The sequence below is a fragment of the Paenibacillus sonchi genome (assembly GCF_016772475.1).
Classification (GTDB): Bacteria; Bacillota; Bacilli; order Paenibacillales; family Paenibacillaceae; genus Paenibacillus_AQ; species Paenibacillus_AQ sonchi.
On record NZ_CP068595.1, the window covers coordinates 4478411 to 4498283 of the forward strand.

General features: G+C 43.5%; 15 protein-coding genes and 2 pseudogenes. 9 read left to right on the forward strand and 8 right to left on the reverse strand.

Going from position 1 to position 19873, the window contains the following annotated elements; all coding sequences use genetic code 11:
• Positions 1-2: 2 nt before the first annotated feature.
• From JI735_RS19750 to JI735_RS19760, 3 genes are all read left to right on the forward strand, one after another.
• A complete protein-coding gene (locus JI735_RS19750) occupies positions 3-1361 on the forward strand; it encodes a vWA domain-containing protein (protein ID WP_039833824.1) in 1359 nt (452 codons plus the stop codon).
• Between the two features lie 63 nt (positions 1362-1424).
• Entirely contained in the window at positions 1425-2423 is a 999-nt protein-coding gene (locus JI735_RS19755; RefSeq protein ID WP_039833823.1) for a DUF262 domain-containing protein, read from the forward strand.
• Positions 2424-2511: 88 nt separating this feature from the next.
• Positions 2512-3372: a DNA methyltransferase family protein gene (locus JI735_RS19760; protein WP_039833822.1), complete on the forward strand. Its 861-nt coding sequence runs from the start codon at positions 2512-2514 to the stop codon at positions 3370-3372.
• 601 nt (positions 3373-3973) lie between these two features.
• On the opposite strand, the gene JI735_RS19765 is transcribed toward JI735_RS19760, so the two are convergent.
• Positions 3974-5239, reverse strand: coding sequence for an IS110 family RNA-guided transposase (locus tag JI735_RS19765; protein ID WP_039833821.1), 1266 nt, complete (start codon positions 5237-5239; stop codon positions 3974-3976).
• A gap of 467 nt (positions 5240-5706) precedes the next feature.
• On the opposite strand from JI735_RS19765, the gene JI735_RS19770 reads away from it, so the two are divergent.
• The 6 genes and pseudogenes from JI735_RS19770 to JI735_RS19795 all read left to right on the forward strand — a co-directional run bounded on the left by JI735_RS19770 (position 5707) and on the right by JI735_RS19795 (position 13351).
• Positions 5707-6066: a YunG family protein gene (locus JI735_RS19770; RefSeq protein ID WP_039833820.1), complete on the forward strand. Its 360-nt coding sequence runs from the start codon at positions 5707-5709 to the stop codon at positions 6064-6066.
• A gap of 864 nt (positions 6067-6930) precedes the next feature.
• Positions 6931-7988, forward strand: a pseudogene (locus JI735_RS19775) (AraC family transcriptional regulator).
• Positions 7989-8110: 122 nt separating this feature from the next.
• Positions 8111-10000: an ATP-binding protein gene (locus JI735_RS19780; RefSeq protein WP_051051597.1), complete on the forward strand. Its 1890-nt coding sequence runs from the start codon at positions 8111-8113 to the stop codon at positions 9998-10000.
• Between the two features lie 454 nt (positions 10001-10454).
• Entirely contained in the window at positions 10455-11114 is a 660-nt protein-coding gene (locus JI735_RS19785; RefSeq protein WP_039833819.1) for a type 1 glutamine amidotransferase domain-containing protein, read from the forward strand.
• 58 nt (positions 11115-11172) lie between these two features.
• Positions 11173-12393 (forward strand): MFS transporter, encoded by a 1221-nt coding sequence (locus JI735_RS19790; RefSeq protein WP_083886489.1) that lies wholly within the window; start codon positions 11173-11175, stop codon positions 12391-12393.
• A gap of 64 nt (positions 12394-12457) precedes the next feature.
• A complete protein-coding gene (locus tag JI735_RS19795) occupies positions 12458-13351 on the forward strand; it encodes a LysR family transcriptional regulator (RefSeq protein ID WP_039833818.1) in 894 nt (297 codons plus the stop codon).
• A 133-nt stretch (positions 13352-13484) separates the two neighbouring features.
• On the opposite strand, the pseudogene JI735_RS19800 reads toward JI735_RS19795, so the two are convergent.
• From JI735_RS19800 to JI735_RS19830, 7 genes and pseudogenes are all read right to left on the reverse strand, one after another.
• Positions 13485-14669: pseudogene (locus tag JI735_RS19800) on the reverse strand (multidrug effflux MFS transporter).
• Positions 14670-14791: 122 nt separating this feature from the next.
• Positions 14792-16153 carry a GntP family permease gene (locus JI735_RS19805; protein ID WP_202676345.1) on the reverse strand — a complete coding sequence of 454 codons (1362 nt, stop codon included), beginning with the start codon at positions 16151-16153 and terminating at the stop codon, positions 14792-14794.
• A 214-nt stretch (positions 16154-16367) separates the two neighbouring features.
• Entirely contained in the window at positions 16368-16601 is a 234-nt protein-coding gene (locus JI735_RS37930; protein ID WP_202676346.1) for a heme-binding protein, read from the reverse strand.
• Entirely contained in the window at positions 16517-16807 is a 291-nt protein-coding gene (locus tag JI735_RS19815; protein WP_202676347.1) for a heme-degrading domain-containing protein, read from the reverse strand. The genes JI735_RS37930 and JI735_RS19815 overlap by 85 nt, the downstream gene beginning before the upstream one ends.
• A gap of 292 nt (positions 16808-17099) precedes the next feature.
• Positions 17100-17834: an IclR family transcriptional regulator gene (locus tag JI735_RS19820; protein ID WP_039833813.1), complete on the reverse strand. Its 735-nt coding sequence runs from the start codon at positions 17832-17834 to the stop codon at positions 17100-17102.
• A 376-nt stretch (positions 17835-18210) separates the two neighbouring features.
• The gene (locus JI735_RS19825; RefSeq protein ID WP_039833812.1) at positions 18211-18669 is read right to left on the reverse strand and encodes a heme-binding protein; all 459 of its coding nucleotides are present in this window, start codon (positions 18667-18669) and stop codon (positions 18211-18213) included.
• Positions 18670-19863, reverse strand: coding sequence for an MFS transporter (locus tag JI735_RS19830; RefSeq protein WP_051051595.1), 1194 nt, complete (start codon positions 19861-19863; stop codon positions 18670-18672).
• Positions 19864-19873: the final 10 nt, after the last annotated feature.

Genomic DNA, 19873 nt, shown 5'->3' on the forward strand with positions numbered 1-19873 from the left:
GTATGAACGAGTCAGTCTTAAATACGGATTCGTTTGATCGTCGCCGTTTTGAACAGATCATGGATATGTCAGCTAAGCTGCAAGAGGTAGAGCGTAAGGGAGAGTCCGCTTTCCCTACGCTTGGCCCTTTGCTTGGGGATGTATGGGCAGGACTTTTTAAAATGAATCCTCAACTTTTACCAGAGACACCACCAGAGTTACAAATGAACCGGGTCTTAATGGAACGTGTTATGAATGAAGAGGCATACCATGATCTCCGGGAGTTTACCCGGCTGGACGATATTGCCTCAGCCCTTGGCACTGCTAGATACAGCGAAACGATCACGAACTGGATCGATCAACAAATAAAAGATGACGAAGAATGGAAGAAGCAAATCACTGAAGGAACTGCTGGAAACCAGGAGGCTATGACACAAGCTGTAGCCGCGCTACAACAGGCGCTGGAAGCAGACGGTGGAAAGTTATCCCAAGCCCTCCAGCAAGCCGGAAATCAAGTCAGAGAGGACAAGGGGAACCTTATTTCCATCTTTGGTGGCTTACAGGCTGGTAGCGGGGAAGCCGAACTGAGAAAGGTGCCGTTGAGAGAACAAATTCGCTTTGGAGAGTCTTTAGCTAATAACAAGAAAATGAAGCAAATCGCAGAGTGGGCGGGCAGGCTCAAGGTAATCGCCCAAAAGAAACAGCGTACCAAAGCGATGCAAACAACAAATCGCAGTGGTGTAACGATGGGCAATGCACCGGAGCATTTGCTACCAGCGGAACTGATGTTACTCAGCCATCCCGCTACACGGCTGGATACCCTTCGCCGATATGCGGAGGGCCAATTGCTTCAGTATGAACTAAAGGGACAGGAGCAGCTTGGAAAAGGGCCGATTGTTCTATGTCTGGATCAATCAGGGAGTATGTCTAGTCAGGATACCCGTTCTAAAGGTTTTACTCTTGCTCTTATGAGTATTGCCCGGAAGCAGCGGCGGGATTTTGCACTCATTCCCTTTTCAGGATCAGCTAGTAAACCACTGATCTATGAACGAGGGAAGATCACAGTACAGGACATGATTAACTTGGCAGAGATGTTTCGTGGAGGCGGAACCAACTTTGAATCTCCGCTGAATCAGGCATCCAAAGTCATCCAGAATAGCGGGTTTAACAAAGCAGATATTGTGTTCGTTACAGATGGGGATGCCAATGTGTCTAATGAGTTTCTTGATAGATGGAAGAATCTAAAGGCGAAACGCGAAATTCGTGTGCTTTCGATTTTATTGGGGACAGAGAAGGCATCTGAGGTTGAGCTTTTCTCAGATCGGATTGTTAAGGCATCCAGTTTTGAGGATGAGGCGGTTTATCAGGTATTTGAAATTTAAAATACAGGGACGAGCCGGGGCGAAAGCTACCGGTTCGTTTTCATATTTCAGGAGGTCAATTTTATGAAAATGAAAAGAGCAAGTATCCAGCGGACAACGAAAAGCCTTTTGAACATGCGGGATCAGATTCGGTTTGATCTTCCGTTTCAGCGCAATTCTGTATGGAAAAAGGATCGGCGCTCTTACTTGATTGAATCCATGATTCAGAACTGGTATATCCCAAATATTCTGGTTTGGGACAATGGAGATGGATATGTTTGGGTTATAGATGGTCGGCAGCGCTGGGAATCGACGTTCTTTTTTCAAGATGGTCTTTACAAACTAAGTAACGGCACGGCAGACTTCAATGGCGAGAGATTGGCCGGGAAGAAGTGCGCGGAATTATCCAGTGATGCACAGTTTGAGTTTCTGACCTATAACTTCACAGTTACCGAATTTCGGGACTGCACATTTGAACAAGTTGAAGAGTTATTTTATCGGGTCAATCAATCCGTGCCACTCACATCGACAGAAAAGACAAGGGTCAAGGTAGCGGCGGATGTACGGGATGCCGTACAGGCCACAGCCCAGCATGTTTTCTTCGAGAAGCTGGCTTTTACAGAGGCTGATAGAGTGCGCTACGTAGACGAACAACTGATTTGGCAGTTTGTAGCCGTTGTGATGGAGCAAGACATTGACTTTGGTGGAGCGTCGCTGGGGCGCTTTATTTCAAGCTTAAATGAGATTTCTGCAACCGTCTTGGATGAAGTGGAGAATCGAATAGATTATTTGTATGGTGCTTTCCGCAATTGGGATGGAAAGGAACGGAAGAGTCTAAAGAAGGTGCATGTCGGCTCACTGTTTCAGGTGGTTGAGACTGCAAGGAAGGAACAATGGTCGGTAGATCAGTTCGGTCAGTGGGCGAAGTCATTTCTGATCGACCGTTATACAACTGATAGTCCATATGGTCAGCTATGTCAGAAAGGAGCGACCAGTAAAGGATTTGCCTCAAAGCGGATTGGTTTCATGGTTAAGGATATGGAGCAGTATCCATTACAAATGGAGTTAAATATGAATACTTAATTCATCCTATTAGTTTCAGGACCCCTCTGCACAGGGAATCAATATTCCTCCCCGGTGCAGCAGGGGAGAATTCTAGGGAGCTGTAGAGATGAAAAAAGAAACGGACCGAGTTAAACTTTATCGGGTTGAACGATTTACGGGAGAACAACTTGCAGGATTACCAGATTCTTTATGCAGGTACGCACAAGCGATTGGTGGATTACCGAAGCATCATTACGAAGTATTCGAAAAACGGGGATGGTTACTCCCTTTCTTGTTTACTTATGACGACTTACTGTGGGGAAGATGGACATATTGGCCTGATATTCTTTTAAAGGGGACGATTGCTGGCAGTGGGCCAATTCCACAGATTCAATGGACAGATACCTGGTCACATCCAGCCCAAAGTACAAAGAAAATGCTCTCATCGTGTTTAAAACATCATGAAGCAAATATAGAGAATTTTGCAGACTGGCTATTATGGGGTCTTGCAGCTTCTGAGGAAGCCCTCCAGATTTCGGAACAGCTTAATGAATACTACTACCGTTCATTTGACTTATTTCTTTTACTGGACAATCCGACAGATTATTTGTCGGGTATCCTTTGTGAGCAAACAGGAAAAGGCTATAAGGCTGGTTTAGGCTATTACCCCACTCCCTTTCATCTCACTTGTATGATGGTTAAGATGGTGTCTGAGGGAGTACCGGAAGAAATGAAGCGCCAAACGGTAAATGACCCCTGTGTGGGTTGCGGAGCAATGCTGCTGCCAGCCTCCAATTATTATTTACGTGGTTCCGGTATGGATATATCCTCAATTGCTATCAAACTCTGCAAAATACAAATGTACTTTTATGCGCCTTGGATTGCAATCCCAGGTCAGGTCAAGGGATTCGATGAACAAGAACCAATCCCACTAATTGTAAATAGTGATTCAGGGATAGGTCAGTTAGCCTTCAATTTTAAAATGTAACTAATAAAAATGGGAAGAAGCTGGTGCTAATTTATTGCGCCAGCTTCTCTCTTACTGGCTACAACTCTTGGTAGTGTGCTTGTACTCGTCCCTCCTGAAGCTGGCCTGACGGCGCAGGTAACACCGCTAACGCACGGAGATGGTGTCAGAAGAAAATAAAGTTCTTGACTGAAAAATAAAGTATTAGACTGAGGAAATAAAGTATTAGACTGATGATGCTTCATTAAGCTCCCTCAAAATGATTCAGTTTTCTTACGCAGGCTCATGAATTCGCAGGATTTCACCTTTAGCTAAGTGAGAGATAAGAAGGAACTAGAGGAGGCGGTGGCCTGGAACGACCGTAAGGGCATGCAAGAATAAAGGTGAGGGTAAATCACCCAATTTATACCACATTCTGCACGTCTCCATGTCACCCCTAGCGATTTTCACTCCCATGTCTCAACGGGTCTCAAGCGCCCTTTCATTCCTTCGTCACATCTAACTAAGGGGTGGAGGTCGGTATTTCTAACGGAACGGGTCCGAGCCCTTTTGTTTAATGCCTCCCGATACTCCGTGCTTCTTGTCTATCCTGCGAATACATCAACGGGTGAAATAACGTCACTTAAGCTGCTTGCGGAAATACTTTCGCTGAGCGATATGCTTCACTGCTCTTGGCTAGGCCTACAAGTATTCGGGCCACTTTACCACATAATTTCATAATAGATTTCATTTTCTTAAGTTTTTTCACGTCTACATTGTGGTGGTGCAGAGCCCTGACATCTGGATTGGTCATGACCATGCACATCGTCATAAGATAAAGAAAACGCCTTAGACGCGGACGGCCGCGCTTACTAAGCACCATTTTCCCGCGCCATTTCCCAGAACTGGCTTCAGCCAAATTTAGACCTGTATGACGAAGTAAGGCATTTCCGTGTGCATAACCACTAAGATCACCAGCTTCTCCCAACACACCGGCTAAACTAGTTACATTTACACCTCGAATGGTAAGCAACTTTTGGGCATAGGGAATGCGCTCCAGCACGAGATGTACTTCGTGTTCAATCTGCTCAAGCTGGCGCTGTGCCAAGTCGTATTCTTCGAGCAGTTGACCCAAGTGCAACTTGTGGGCTCGTAGTGCCTTTGTAGTACCAACGCTGCATTTAGCTAGTGTAATAAGCAGCTCAGCCCGCCGCAAACCCGCATGACGTTTTACGTGTTTCTTCCAGCCGGTAATGACTTGCTCTGTCGTTAGTAGGCTAATCTCTTTCGGCAGGGGAAACAGTCTTAAGGTAGCAATGCTACTCGTGCAGGTGAGGATTTTAAAGACTTGCCGAAGTTCTGGGAACACAATATCTACCCGGCGATGAGCCTGGTTAACGGCACTGTTGAGGCGCTTGGTAACCGTGTCCCGATTAGCCATGAGAATCCGCAGTTCCTCGTAGGCCTCCGGGTTGAATCGTACTGGGGAATAGTAGCCGTTTTTGACCATATCTGCGATGACGAGTGCATCTTTGCGGTCGCTTTTGGATGGAGTATTGTCACGGTTTTCTTTGTTCTTTTTAACAAGGTGTGGATTAACAAGAACAGCCTCAATTCCTTGGTCTAGGAGCCAACGAGCCAGGCTCAGCCAGTAATGTCCGGTGGGTTCCATACCCACAATGATTTTGTTTAGCTTGTAAGACTTGAGCAGATCTTGAATCCAGCGTTTGAACAGGCGAAAGCCCTCACCATGGCTGCCGAACTCAAATGGTGATCCCAAAGCAATTCCCCGGAAACTCACTGCGCGAGCGACATGCGTCTCCTGGGCAATATCTACACCGACAACTAGATGAAATGAGGAAATGTTTTCAATAAGTTGATTTTGCTTGTCTTGAGCCTTAAACTTCATAGTAGAGCGACCTCCTAGATGGTGAGATTAAAAGGGCTGTAGACCCGTACCCAACTCCCATGTTACAGAGGCGCTCTTTTTTGTACAAAGTCCAAATTATTCATTCTACAGGAATTCTAACGGGCAGGATAGTTTCAACTTAGACCTAGGCTAGTATATAATTAGTAAAAACATTTTGCCTGTAGGAAAACAGGAAAGAAAAAAGCGAAAGTAGCTATTACGAATAACTGCTTTATTCCGACCCTGTGGTTCAATATGATGACCAGCCGCATAGATCCCGACATTTAGGCGCTATCATTCAATCAGTGCGGATACGGATCTCAGTTGTATCCGCGTAGAAGTTACGGCCACCAGCAGATCCTCAAAACGTATTAACGTTTAGAAATTAATTTCCCAAGAATTAATTTGATTTGCAATTCAGCTGGGTAGATTTAATTAAATAATAAAATTGAAAGGTGTATGGTTATATGAGGAATATGAAATTTAAAGTGAACGAAATAATGGATGCTTTATCTAAATCTTGGTCTTTAGAATCAAGTTCAAAATGGAGTGAGAACAATCCTGCAAAGGGACAATGTGGTGTAACAACACTAGTAGTGAATGATTTATTAGGCGGGGAAATTTGTAAGACTAAATTGCCTGATGGGTGGCATTTTTATAATATAATAAATGGAAACCGTTATGATTTTACAGCTTCTCAATTTACGGATGATATTATATATATGGATCTTTCTTCGGATAGAGGAGAAGCATATGAAGATACTAATGGAAATCAGTATAATCATCTTAAGCAAAACATGCTAATCAATCTAAACACCTATCACTAGTTGGAAACAACAACTGAATAGGTAAACTAATTCTTCTAGTGGAATAATTAAAGAGGATTCTTGTCGGGAGACAAGAATATATTCCAATTGAGAGTCGCTAATTTAGCGGCTTTTTTATTTTATTGGTACAAGTTCGTGTCCCGAGCCAAGACAAAAACTTGTACCGATTGGCGGAATGAAGGACAAGAACATAGTCCGATTACCGATAAAATAAATTCTGTACTCAAGTTTAAAGCTACATTCCTAATCTAACGGGCAGAATAGGTACGAAATAGGAAACTAACACCTTGAAGAGTGCAGATTGCATTGTTGTTTTTCGTTCATATTGAAACGGCTCTGCATTATACCACCTATGACTTGCTTACGGACACAGGAGACCTTATTTGCAGAATATTCAGTGTTTTGGCAAAGTTACGGACTCAGCTGTACTTATTTACACGGAGAATCCTTAGTTTGTATGTTTTCGGTACGAATAACGGCTCTGGAGTCCGTAAGGCATACCAAAGACCAAGAATTCCAGAAATAACGTCCGTAAAGACCTCTGTATCGCGTTCTGTAGTTATCCGCTGCGGGTGTGTCACAGGAGAGTATTCGTTCCAATGGGTTATGTATAATGGAGATCGATCTGACAATAAACAGGTGACCTCGCCACACCCAGTCCCGACTTGGCATTCTTTCCATTCATACGGTTTAACAGATTGCGCAATGTTATTGTACTGCAATCTGACTAGGGGTGGAGACATGATTCGGCTATCGAGGCTTCTATGTGGAGGTCTTGTTATCAACTTAAATGAGTTGTGGACTTCGTTCACAAGCTTAGTAAAATTAAGTAGCTAAAGGAGGTATCTATATAAGACATCCCATATCAATGATGATCGTATTAAAATCCCTTCAGGCTTTTGGACAGGATTACGTCAATTTGGAATTGCTACCTACGATGTGGTTCGCAAAGCACGATTACCGCTCACCTTTATTACTGAACCAGTTGTAGTCACAACCGCTCAATACTTCGCGATTTGGCGGGCTTATTCGGATCTCATTGGGGACCCTGCCATTGGAATCATCAAGCTTGCGACAGTCTTCGAAACAGCGAACTACCCACCGACCGTGTTAGCTCCGTACCATGCTCGGGACTACCGAGATGCTCTGAGCCGCATGGTACGGTATAAACAGCTGTGTCCACCTGAAAGCATAAGTATCACTGAGGAGGATGAGTTTTGTAAGATCAAGCTGAAATGGAAGTATAACGAGAAGGCCAGTCCACCGATGCTAATTGGAATCACGCTGGCATCTCTGCTGGAATTAGGTCGGCGGGGCACAGGTCAACCTTTGACAGCACACCGAGTTGAATTTTCGCACCCCATGGGTGACCTACAGGCTCTTGAAAATCACTTTGGTTGCCGTATTCGGGTTGGAGCAAACTGTAACCGTCTGACGCTACATCGAAGAGATCTAGATCGTTCTTTTGTTTCTTACAACGAAGAGTTACTGGAGATTCTAACTCCTGTACTGGACCGATCACTGGATGAACAGCAACGCAGGCGCTCAACCACTGAGATGGTTAAGTGGATAATGAGCGTACCCTCACACGGGGGCGACCTGATATTCAGGCTGTCTCGGGCGAGTTGGGGATGAGTGACCGAACTTTACAGCGCCGACTCACCGACGAAGGTACGAGCTTTAAGCAACAGTTGACAGAAGCTTGACGTGAACTGGCACGAGAGTACTTAGCAGAGCCTTCGATCGATATTAAAGAAGTAGCATTCTTACTTGGATATGAAGATCAAAACTCTTTCTATCGTGCCTTTCGAATATGGGAAGGTAATACTCCATCCCATTGGCGTGCAGAATATTTAGGTACAAACTCGATTTCAGAAGGACAGTCAGGAATGTCGACTATGATGGTATTTATAAGTTTTTAATGAGCTCCTACGAATCTACTATATATAGTAGAATAAACCTATCAGATGGTAAATATAGCCTTCACTTTATCCTGAGGCAGGCTGTACTTCCATCTTGCAGAAAATTCGTGGAGGGGAAAGTAGTGAAGTTAAAAAGACTCATTATCAAAAATTTTCGATCCTACAAAGATGAAATTCAGATTCCGATTGATGATTTTACGGCTCTCATCGGAAAAAACGACATTGGAAAGTCCACAATTCTCGAAGCGATGGAAATCTTTTTTAACAATAAACTAATCAAACTGGAGTCAACGGATGCCTGCGTACATAATACGGATAAAGAAGTGGTCATTGGGTGTGTGTTCTCTGACTTTCCTCAAGAAGTTATTTTGGATTCTCAATCCTCAACTACCTTAGCGGACGAATATTTACTCAACTCTCAAGGTGAGCTCGAAATACATAAAATTTACGATTGCAGCCTTAAATCTCCAAAAGAAACGATATACACTCTTTGTTACCACCCACAAGCCCAGAATGCAATTGATCTGATTAAGGTAAAGAACCCCGAATTAAAGAAGCGTGCTAAGGAACTTAGCATCGATCTAAGCACAATTGATCAACGTTCCAACCCTGACCTGCGTCATGCTATTCGCCTTCAAATTTCCGATCTCCAGCTAAAAGAGCAGCTCATTTCCCTTAATGAGGAAAACGCTAAGTCCATATGGGGGAGCTTAGAGAAATTTCTCCCGCAGTTTGCTTTATTTCAGGCCGACCGTCCAAGTAAAGACGAAGACTCCGAAGTCCAGGATCCGATGAAATTTTCCATTGAACAAGCTATTAAAACGGTTGAACATGATCTTGAACAAATTAAAGAAACAGTTCATCGACAGGTTATGGACGTGGCAACCAGAACATTGGAAAAGCTTAGACAAATGGATCCCGCTCTCGCAACGGAATTAGCTCCTCAATTTAAGTCCGAACCGAAGTGGGAAGGCCTTTTTAAGCTCTCTTTAACCGGTGATGATCAAATCCCAATTAACAAACGTGGGAGCGGTGTACGCCGGCTTGTCCTTCTGAACTTCTTTCGAGCTGAAGTCGAACGTAAACAAGCTGCTTCAGGCGCTCCAGGTGTTATTTATGCCATTGAAGAACCCGAAACAGCCCAACATCCAAATAATCAAAAAATGCTAATTGAGGCCCTTTTAGAGCTTTCTCAAACTGAAAACTGTCAAGTGATGATTACCACCCATGTTCCAGGACTGGCAGGACTCATTGATGTTAAGAATCTAAGATACATTGAGAAGGATGCTTTCGGCAATAGACGAATCACTCATAATGAAGATTCGGTATATCAAAGGATTGCCGATCAGTTAGGCGTCATTCCAGACCAACGGGTTAAAGTATTTGTTTGCGTAGAAGGGCCGCATGATATTCGGTTTTTGAAGCATGTTAGCCATATGCTACGTAATTTAAATCCCATTATTCCAGATTTAGAAAACGACCCTCGAATCATCATGCTTCACCTCGGCGGAAGCACATTAAAAGACTGGGTGTCTTCAAACTATCTTAAAACGTTAGGAATCCCTGAAGTCCATATTTACGATCGGGATGAAGGTGCTCAGCCAAAATACATAAAGGAAGTGAATTTGGTTAACAGCAGGGGGAATGGTTCTATTGCTTTTTACACGAGTAAACGAGAAATGGAGAATTACATACATCCTGCAGCAATTGCCGCCGAATACGGTTTTGAATTGACTTTCTCTGAAATGGACGATGTCCCCACTTTGGTGGCTCAAATGCAGCATGCAGCGAATTCGGATAATCCTTGGGAGTTACTTGAAGATATAAAGATCAAGAAAAAAGTGTCCCAGGCTAAAAAGAGGCTAAATCATGAAGTCGCTATGAAAATGACTTACAAACAGCTTTGTGAGATTGATACTAGTAGAGATGTAGAAAGCTGGTTTACGGCCATCATGGCCATTTTGGGCATTCAGGAGGCCCATTCTATGGCGGCTCCTACGGTGGAAGCTTAATTATATGGATGAGACTACTAACCTTAACCGCAGCAAGTGGGAAATGAACCGTATATATTTAAAAGATAAAATCACAGATATAAAAAGAGTTAAACATGGTTAACGATCGATGACAAATTTAAGTTCCTTAGTGTAACGTATGGCACAACCCGAGCGACCCAATACGGTTACTCCATTTGGGAATTTGAAGTTACGGTCCTGATTCACCGTGAGATCTTCCTGATTTAGTCTTTCCAGCGTTTTCTGAGTAAATTAATTAAGAATCTATTGTACCATCCGTTAGCCATTAAGTGACTCTTCCGGCGAGTAGTCGGAAGAGTCTTTGTCATGTTCTTCAACAGGATTATTATAAATTTATTTATGGATACATCGTTATAATCTAATTTGTCTTATTGGTAGGTGGATCTTAGAATAATGTCTGTAACCAACCAACAAACTAAAGGGAGGAAGTAAAGTGAACAAGAACATTTTGATTGTAGTAACTAATCATTCAGATATACAAGAAGGAAGAAAAACGGGCATTTGGTTATCCGAATTCGCTGAAGCCTATGTCGAGTTTATTAAGAAAGGCTACCAGGTTACCGTGGCAAGCCCGCTCGGAGGACGAAGTCCAATCGATCCAAACAGCGTGAATGATGATACTCCAAGCGAAAATTTAGAATCCGCAGTACACCTTGAAAATACAGTTCGAATCGGTGATGTATCTATCCATGAATTTGATGCGATTTTCCTGCCCGGCGGTCATGGAACAATGTATGACCTTCCGGATGATCAACTCCTTCATCAATTGGTCCGTAACTTTTATGAAGCGGGGAAAATTGTTGCTGCAGTGTGCCATGGTCCTGCAGGGTTAACAGGAGTCAAATTATCGAATGGACACCCCCTTGTAGCAGGGAAGCGAGTGAATGCATTCACAAATATGGAAGAGGCACAAACTGGCTTGGATAATGTTCTTCCTTTCCTCCTTGAGAGTAAGCTTCGTGAATTGGGAGCCATTTTTGTGGCGGCGCCAGATTGGACATCCCATCTTGAAGTTGACGGAAATTTGATTACAGGTCAGAATCCTCAGTCTACTCTGACTGTTACCAGAGCTGTTATTGAAAAACTAGGTTAAAGGGGGTGTGGGCCGCTGTTTATATTAAGTAGTGGCCCCATGCTTCTTTTTTGTATAAATGGATGGGGGGTTATTTATTTTGAGTGCAGTAAATACAGAAAACAAACCTGCAAGTAAAAGCCCGACGTTGGCGTTACTTGCGCTAACATTAGGGGCATTCGCGATTGGGATGACCGAATTTATTATCATGGGGTTGCTTCCTGAAGTGGCAGAAAGCTTGCAGGTGTCCATCCCATTAGCTGGGCTACTCATTACGGGGTATGCATTGGGCGTTGCCATAGGTGCTCCCATCATCACAGTCGCGACTCATCGAATGAAACGAAAGCAGTTGCTGCTCTTTCTAATGATTCTTTTCATAGCAGGTAATGCTTTGGCTGCTCTTGCACCGAACTATGGTGTTTTAATGGTAGCCCGCATTCTGGCAGCATTAACTCATGGGTCCTTTTTTGGTGTTGGATCTGTAATCGCAGCTGAACTGGTTCCTAAGGAAAAGCGGGCTGGAGCGATTGCCATCATGTTTACCGGTCTGACACTCGCAAATATATTGGGTGTCCCTATCGGCACATTTATTGGGCAAGCCTTTGGATGGAGATCCACTTTTTGGACGATCACAGTAATAGGGTTGATTGCTTGGATTGGAATATCCATACTCGTGCCAAAAGTAGAAACATCTCCATCCAGCCTAAGGCAGGAGCTCGGTGTACTGCATCAACCGGCTGTTCATGTTGCTCTTTTGATGACAGTGTTTGGTTTTGGAGGAGTCTTTACAGCGTTCACTTATATTTCGCCGATATTAATTGATATTACAAAGTTTTCGGCAAATTCCGTCTCTTACATTCTTGTCTTGTTTGGGGCCGGAATCACGATTGGAAATATCATTGGGGGCAAACTGGCTGACCGTAAATTAATGCCTTCTCTCCTTGGGATACTCGTTTTGTTAGCCATCGTTTTGGCAGTATTCGCAATTACGGATCAGTATAAAGTGCCTGCTTTGATCACTATTTTTATATTGGGAATAGCTGCTTTTGGAACAGTACCGGGATTGCAGCTCCATATGCTGAATACGGCCAAAGAAGCTCCAACGCTTGCGTCGACTTTAAATATTGCAGCTTTTAACCTTGGTAATGCGCTTGGTGCATATGTCGGAGGCTTGGTTATAGATGTACAATTTGGGGGAGGACTAGCTGCTGTTCCTTGGGTTGCTTCCATCGTTACCGTCGTCGGAATTGTATTTACGCTATGGGGTGCTCAACAACAGAAAAAGAGTATTAAGGCTTGATTTACGGTAAGGGTAAGCTATGCTTACCCTTCTTCATATTTCCATAGCTAAAGGGGATGAAGAAATGGTCGATTTTGAATGGTACCGAAGTTTTATCAGCATCTATAAACATAGATCAGTATCGGAAGCAGCCAAAACAAGGCTAATGACTCAACCGGCAATGAGCCAACATCTTGCGGCATTGGAAGCCGAACTTGGCGAAAAATTATTTACCAGAACCACAAGAAAGATGGTCCCCACTGAAAAAGGGAAGGAACTTTACACACAAGTGGTTCCGTTGATCGAAGCCTTGGAAGAAACTACACAAAAATTCAAGATGGACACTTCTTTAACTATCCCTATGGTTAAGATTGGTACAGCCCATGAATATTTTCGTGAGAATTTAGCCCCCCATTTGGGCAAATTTCCGTTTCGGATTAATGCGACTTTTGGGATTGCCTCCGATATTCTTGAATTATTAATCGAAGAAAAGCTCGACATGATTATAATGTCAAAAAAAATGCCTGCCCCTGGTATTGAGTATATCCATTATGTTCAAGAAGAGTTTGTGCTGGTCGCGCCTTATCACTTTAAAGAAATCGATATTGAAGATACCGAACGGTTTGAAGCCTGGTTGTGCTCCCAAGACTGGATCAGTTATGGTAGTGATCTCCCGATCATACGTAGATTTTGGAGAGAACACTTTAAGAAAAGGCCGCATATGCAAATCAAGCACGTTCTTCCGGATCTTCATTCGATTTTGACAGCAATAGAACATGGGGAGGGAATCAGTGCACTTCCAAGTTATATGCTTGAAAAATCATTACACAATCAACATGTAAAAATAATCTATCCTTCTTTTAGGGTAAGCAATGAACTTTACCTAGCTTATCATATCAAATTCCGAAACTTTCCCATGATAAAAAGCGTGAGTGAAGCATTGAAAAAAAATATATGTAATAGTCACGATAAGATGTGAACCATAGACCCTCCTAAAACTCTTACAAAGAACCATTTGACGTCTTTTCCAAGACCTTTATACCATCCCTCCATAACAGGAGCCACACAATCAAAAAAACAGTTGTCTTCCGACAACTGTTCTTCAATTTGCCTTAGGATTTGCGCAAACCGTAATAAGCCAAAAGCGCGAGTAAACTTGACACAAGGATAATCAAGCCCATAGGAAGAGCAGTGTATTCTCCGGCGATTCCTACAAGCGGAGATGTGACAGCGCCTATCAAGAACGGTAACAGTCCCAGCAGCGCAGACGCACTTCCTGCGACATGGTTATGAGATTCTAGGGCAAGTGAGAATGATGCTGTGGACGTAATGCCGTTTGATGCGACTAAACAAAACAGCGGCAACACTAATGCTAGAAGGGGTCCCTGCAGCAGAATAACAGCTAGGGCTGTAAGGCTGGACGCAACCGACAGAAGGAGTCCGAAAACGAAGAAGTGGCTCTCGGAAAAGATTAGATTCAACCAACCCACAAGCTGAGAACCGATGATGAGGCTAAGACCGTTCAAACCAAACAAAAGGGCGAATATCTGTGGGGATGCCCCGTAAATGTTTTGGTAAATAAATGGCGTCCCAGATACATACGCAAATAGGCCACCAATCAAAATGCCTTGCGACAATGCGTAAGCGAGGAATTGACGATCTCCAAGCAGTGTTTGAATACCTTGCAAGAGTTGTTTGAAATTGCTAGCTATTCGTTCCTCGGGAGGGAGTGACTCTTTTAAGCCAACAATAGCTAGAACGGTCAGCAAGACTCCACACACACCTAACACGATAAATACACCAACCCAGGTAGTAAGTGTGAGAACACCGCTACCCGCCACTGGTGCGATGAGCGGAAATAGGTTATTCACCAACATGAGCAGGGAGAAGAATCGGGTTAACGCGACTCCATTGTACAAATCTCGAACGATCGCCCTTGAAATTACGATTCCGGCCGAGGCGGCAAAGCCTTAAATAAACCGGGCTATAATAAACCAGTAAATATTCGATGAAATCGCACAGGCGAATGAAGCAATCAAATATAGAACAAGTGATATAATAATTGGTCTACGTCTTCCGTGAACGTCGCTTAGTGGGCCCATAATAACCTGTCCTAATCCAAGACCGATCAGACAAGCGGTCAAACTTAGCTGTACGAGCGAAGCTCGAGTGCCGAAATCTTCCGTAATGGCGGGGAAGGAGGGTAAGTACATATCGATAGTCAAAGGGCCTAATGCCGAGAATGAACCTAATAGTAGGATTAGCCTCCAACGATTTCTGTAAATTGACTGTTGCATGTTCGGTTACTCCTGTCTTTATACAATATCTAAAAAGTAATAACAATTGATACTTATGAACTAGCAGGCAGGGCACCCGGTCAGATGTTCATATCCGCATTTGTGGGAGCCCTATTGTTTCATTAAAGAATTACATTCAGAACAAGAGCCAACACAAGCCCTGTCAGGGACAGGATTGTTTCAAGCACAGTCCAGGATTTCAGTGTCTGGGCTACCGTCATATTAAAGAATTCTTTAACCATCCAGAAGCCGGCATCGTTTACGTGAGACAGCACAATGGACCCTGCACCTGTAGCTAGCACTACAAGTTCTACATTGGCTTCAGGCGTCATGGCAAGTACGGGAGCAACAATACCAGCTGCGGTCGTCATGGCTACTGTTGCCGAGCCGGTTGCGACCCTAATGAGTGCAGAGACAAGCCAAGCAAACAGAATAACGTTGATATTTGCACCACTTGCAATTTCGGCGATGGCATTGCCGACACCGCTATTAATCAAAACCTGCTTGAATGCACCGCCGGCGCCAATGATCAGAATGATCGTAGCGATCGGAGCGAGACATTCGCTGGTGAAGCGGGAAAGATCATGTTTATTGAAGCCGCGAGCGAATCCAAGCGAGAAGAATGAGAAAACAGAAGCAATGAGCAATGCAATGATTTCATGACCGATAAATTTGCAGATTACTGATACGAAGCTGGTGGATTGCGGATCGATAATATCGGCTGCGGAGCCGATAAGCATTAGAATCACTGGCAGCAAGATCGTAAACAAAGTTATGCCAAAGCCAGGCAATCCCCGCTCGACTTTGACTGAAAACTGCTCGGCAAGCCCTTCAGGCGGCTTGGTTTGTATCCGTTTTCCGATGAATTTACCGAATACCGGGCCGGCAAGTATCGCTGCAGGAATACCGACTAGGAAGGAGTAAAGAATGGTCTTGCCCAGGTCGGCGTTGTAAGCTTCAATGGCAATCATCGGAGCGGGATGTGGAGGCACCAAACCGTGGACGGTTGACAAACCGGCCATAATTGGTATACCGATACGCAGTAGTGACATTTTCGTTTTGCGTGCAACGGTAAAGACAATTGGAATCAACAGGATGATGCCAACCTCGAAGAATACGGGAATACCGACAATAAACCCGACAATCATCATAGCCCAATGGACGCGTTTCTCCCCGAAACGGTCCACAAGGGTGGTAGCGATTTGCTCGGCACCTCCGGATTCAGCCATCATTTTTCCGAGCATCGTACCAAGGCCAATAACGATCGCTATCGTTCCAAGTGTTCCACCAAGGCCACCGGTTATAGAAGAGATGACATCTGCAGGCTGCATGCCCGTCAATAGACCAAGGAACAACGCGGAGATCAATAGAGCTACGAAAGGACTCCATTTATATTTTGATATCATAATGACCAGGAAAACGATGGTCAGCAGAGTCCAGAACATTAAGGTACCATTATGACTGAGACCGAATAGTGAATTCATATCTTGCTTCCTCCGATAGATATTGAAATTATGTTAAAATACTATGAAAGCACCTGGTAGAAGGATTAGCCTCGAACGAGCTGCAATTGACTGTTGCTTGATCGTTACTCCTAAATAGATGTAAACCACTCTTTCTGTTAAATTACTTTTACGATTAGCTATCAGTATAACCCGGCAGATTTATATCGTGAAATATTCAAAAAACATAAGAAAATCAGTCCTCGTAAAAACGTATGAATTGCCGTAGCCCTTCTACGGTAAAATCATGGTCTGTAATGCCAGAATAGCTAGCGACGGTAACAGAACCAACCACTCCGACATTTTTTATACGAAGCGGAAACGAACCCCCAAGTGGTTTAGATTCTAACGGGGAGAAACATGAAATGTAGGCCGAGCTTTTATTATATTGATCAACGATCTTTTTTTTCTGTACAGCATGGGGATACATTCAATAGATGTATTTTCCATTAGATAAGTGAAAATAGGGACGTTGTTTCGTTCGATAAGAATAGCAACTGGGATTTTCTGTGCTTTCGCAAGGTTAGTGATAATCAATCCTAATTCCAGAGCATTTTCGTTTGTGAAATCTGTTAGTATAAGTTCCTTTTCCAAATACTCCAAATGTTCCAGGTAGTCCAATTGCTCAATATTCATGTGATCCACTCCCGAAAAGGATATTGTGAACATCCTTGTTAATCATACTCAACGCATCGAAAACAAACAAAATGACCGTAAAATGTTTCTAATACAGAAACAAACATGTAGAAGGGGAAGGAAGCGTTTTGTTATTCGTCCATAAACAGGGTAGAGTCCTTCTTATTTATCGAAACCATAAGGAGCCTCCAGATTCTGGGGGCTCCTTGTAATTAGTACCTTCTATTAGGAAGCTTTTAATATGCGTATGGTAAGAGCAGTCTGCACAATAATCTTGAAGTTAAAAAATATCCTAAAGCAAACTGGATATCTTAGCGCTACATTCCCTCAATTTTTTACTAACTGCCCGGTCTCTTTTTCGGCTTAATCTTGCGGCAGGACCGGATATAGCCAATGCCGCGATCACATTGTCATTATAAAATATCGGTGCAGCAACGCAGCGCAACCCTACTTCTGTTTCTTCATCATCAATAGCGTACCCTTGTTGTCGGATCACGTTTAGATGTTCCCTTAACAAGTGGTTGTCGTCAAAAGTTTGTTTTGTTGCTTTGTGCTGGGTAAGATGTGTAAGCATTTTTTTTAGTTGCGCATCACTCAGGTGCGCCAAAATAACCTTCCCAAACGCACTTAGATGAGCGTAAGCGGAATCACCTACTTGTGTATGGCTGCGTACGGCATGATTTCCCTCCACCACTTGTACTGTCATCACTTTCATTCCATCCAAAACCCCGATATATGCGGTTTCGCCAAGCTCCTGTGCTAATTGATGTAAGTATGGAACGACTAGCCAATTAAGTCGAATATTTGCAGATGATGGATGGTACCCCTTTAAATCAGAAGCCTTGTATGCATGACCTTCTTTTTGAATAAAGCCTGTCATTTCCAGCGTATATAGAAGACGAAAGGTTGTAGACTTGTTAAGGTTAAACCGCTGCATGATCTCAGTCATTCTCATGGGTTCACCATGCTGCAACGCGTCAAGAATTAGTAGTCCTTTCTTTAGGGTTGAAACCTCGTATTGGTCCATTGATTCACCTCTAAACTTGTATAAATTTTGTCTCCAAATTTCTAATGTAGCTTCGGGGTTACTGTAAGGCCATGACTTGTACCGACTTCAGATTTATATAAATTGAATTATTGACAAATAAACAAAAACCTTTACATGTTCCATTGTAGAATGTATGAAGTGAAGATGTACAGGTTTGGGTAATTCAGTTTTTAAAAGAGCCTCAGCATTACGAAACAATTTGGATACTTCCAAGTATGCCCAATAATGCTCTAAGGTTATTTTCCATAGAAAGTGGTACTCTATGGACTGAGTACGAATGCAAAAAAGAGGGCAAGGGCTTTACGCCCAACCCTCTCATGTATATTAAAGTGATAATAGTCTTAACTTGGACCGCTTATTTTCCATTCAAAAACAGGCGAATGCCCTCGACTGCGTATGCATGATCCAACTCGCCGGTCAATCCTCCGACCGTAATAGATCCCACTACACCAACACCTTTGACACGGATTGGTATAGAGCCGCCCACCGCCTGATATTCTGCAGTAGAAAGCAGGGAGTGTTCTGCATGTGAAGCACCACTTTGGATAAAGCGCTCCTCGATGTAGGCGGAACTGCGGTTATAGTGATCGACGATACGTTTTTTGCGAAACAACCATGTGTAATTTTCTTCCGAGGTTCCATCCATCAGATGCGTAAACACCGGAACTCGGTTACGTTCAATATGAATGGCAACAGCCACATTGTTTTCTTGGGCATACTGCACAATACGGTTCCCAATAGCAAGTGCATCTTGATGGCTAAAACTTGTAAATTCCAATTCTTTCTCCAAAAGGTCAAATGCATTTAAATCCATTTATCCTCTCTCCTCAATAAAAAGTTTCTGTTTCTTGTCCATTCTGTAATTGATTACTGCCAGTAAAAAGGCGAATCCCGCCATAATTGCACCGATCCAAGCCGTGTCCATAATATGCATATGGTCTACTGCAAGCCCACCCAATGTTGAACCAGCGGCTATCCCAATATTAAATGCAGATATATTTAATGCTGAAGCGACATCCTTTGCAGAAGGTACCAACTTTTCTGCAAGCATTAGAATATAGGCCTGTACGCCAGGAGACATCATAAATGCGAACAAGCCGATTATTATCAGGGAAAAAATGGTTAGGGTCTTGTTAGGAAGTAGCCAGATTTGCAGCAGTAGGGCAATGCCTTGAAACAGGAATACGAAACGAAGTGACTTTACGGGATGCCCATTTGCTAATTTTCCCCCGACGATATTCCCAATTGCCACGGCAATACCATAAACCAACAGCAGCCATGAAATAGACGATGCTGCGTACCCGCTGATCTCTTCAAGGATAGGAGAGATATACGTAAATAAGGCGAAAGTTCCACCGAAACCCAGAACCGTCATGAGCAAAGCAGTAATGATCCGAGGGTTTGCAACCAAACTCCCCACATCTCTCAAGCTCGGCGAGTGCGTTGAACGCGGGACTTTTTCAACGGCTACAAGACTGACCAACAATGCTATTAGACCTAGTACAGCGACTACGGCAAACGACATCCGCCAACCAAATACTTGTCCAATATAGGTTCCAAGGGGAACCCCAAGAATGGTGGCCACGGTTAACCCGGTGAACATAATGGAAATTGCGGTGCCTTTTTTGTTAGCCGGTACCATATCAGCTGCCACTGTAGCTGCAACAGCGAAAAATACACCATGAGAAACAGCTGTAATTATTCTAGACAAGAGCAAGATGGAATAGGTTGGAGCTACAGATGCAAGAGCATTCCCTGCAGTGAACACGATCATGAGGAATGCCAAGTATCCTTTTTTAGGCAACTTTCCGGTCATTACTACGACGATCGGTGTTCCAATGGCAAGGGCTACTGCATATCCAGATACCAGTGTTCCTGCTTGCGTTACCGTGATCCCAAGATCGGTTGCCACCTCTTGTAGAATACCGACAATAACAAATTCTGTTGTTCCAATGGCAAAAGCACTTAACGCAAGGGAGATAAGTGCAATTATGATTTTTGAATTCATACATTCACCT

What these genes read in the sequence shown, in the direction of transcription:
- JI735_RS19750 (WP_039833824.1), top strand. Translation starts at nt 3, where the DNA reads ATGAACGAGTCAGTCTTAAATACGGATTCGTTTGATCGTCGCCGTTTT.
- JI735_RS19755 (WP_039833823.1), top strand. Translation starts at nt 1,425, where the DNA reads ATGAAAATGAAAAGAGCAAGTATCCAGCGGACAACGAAAAGCCTTTTG.
- JI735_RS19760 (WP_039833822.1), top strand. Translation starts at nt 2,512, where the DNA reads ATGAAAAAAGAAACGGACCGAGTTAAACTTTATCGGGTTGAACGATTT.
- JI735_RS19765 (WP_039833821.1), bottom strand. Translation starts at nt 5,239, where the DNA reads ATGAAGTTTAAGGCTCAAGACAAGCAAAATCAACTTATTGAAAACATT.
- JI735_RS19770 (WP_039833820.1), top strand. Translation starts at nt 5,707, where the DNA reads ATGAGGAATATGAAATTTAAAGTGAACGAAATAATGGATGCTTTATCT.
- JI735_RS19790 (WP_083886489.1), top strand. Translation starts at nt 11,173, where the DNA reads ATGGATGGGGGGTTATTTATTTTGAGTGCAGTAAATACAGAAAACAAA.
- JI735_RS19795 (WP_039833818.1), top strand. Translation starts at nt 12,458, where the DNA reads ATGGTCGATTTTGAATGGTACCGAAGTTTTATCAGCATCTATAAACAT.
- JI735_RS19805 (WP_202676345.1), bottom strand. Translation starts at nt 16,153, where the DNA reads ATGAATTCACTATTCGGTCTCAGTCATAATGGTACCTTAATGTTCTGG.
- JI735_RS37930 (WP_202676346.1), bottom strand. Translation starts at nt 16,601, where the DNA reads ATGTATCCCCATGCTGTACAGAAAAAAAAGATCGTTGATCAATATAAT.
- JI735_RS19815 (WP_202676347.1), bottom strand. Translation starts at nt 16,807, where the DNA reads ATGAATATTGAGCAATTGGACTACCTGGAACATTTGGAGTATTTGGAA.
- JI735_RS19820 (WP_039833813.1), bottom strand. Translation starts at nt 17,834, where the DNA reads ATGGACCAATACGAGGTTTCAACCCTAAAGAAAGGACTACTAATTCTT.
- JI735_RS19825 (WP_039833812.1), bottom strand. Translation starts at nt 18,669, where the DNA reads ATGGATTTAAATGCATTTGACCTTTTGGAGAAAGAATTGGAATTTACA.
- JI735_RS19830 (WP_051051595.1), bottom strand. Translation starts at nt 19,863, where the DNA reads ATGAATTCAAAAATCATAATTGCACTTATCTCCCTTGCGTTAAGTGCT.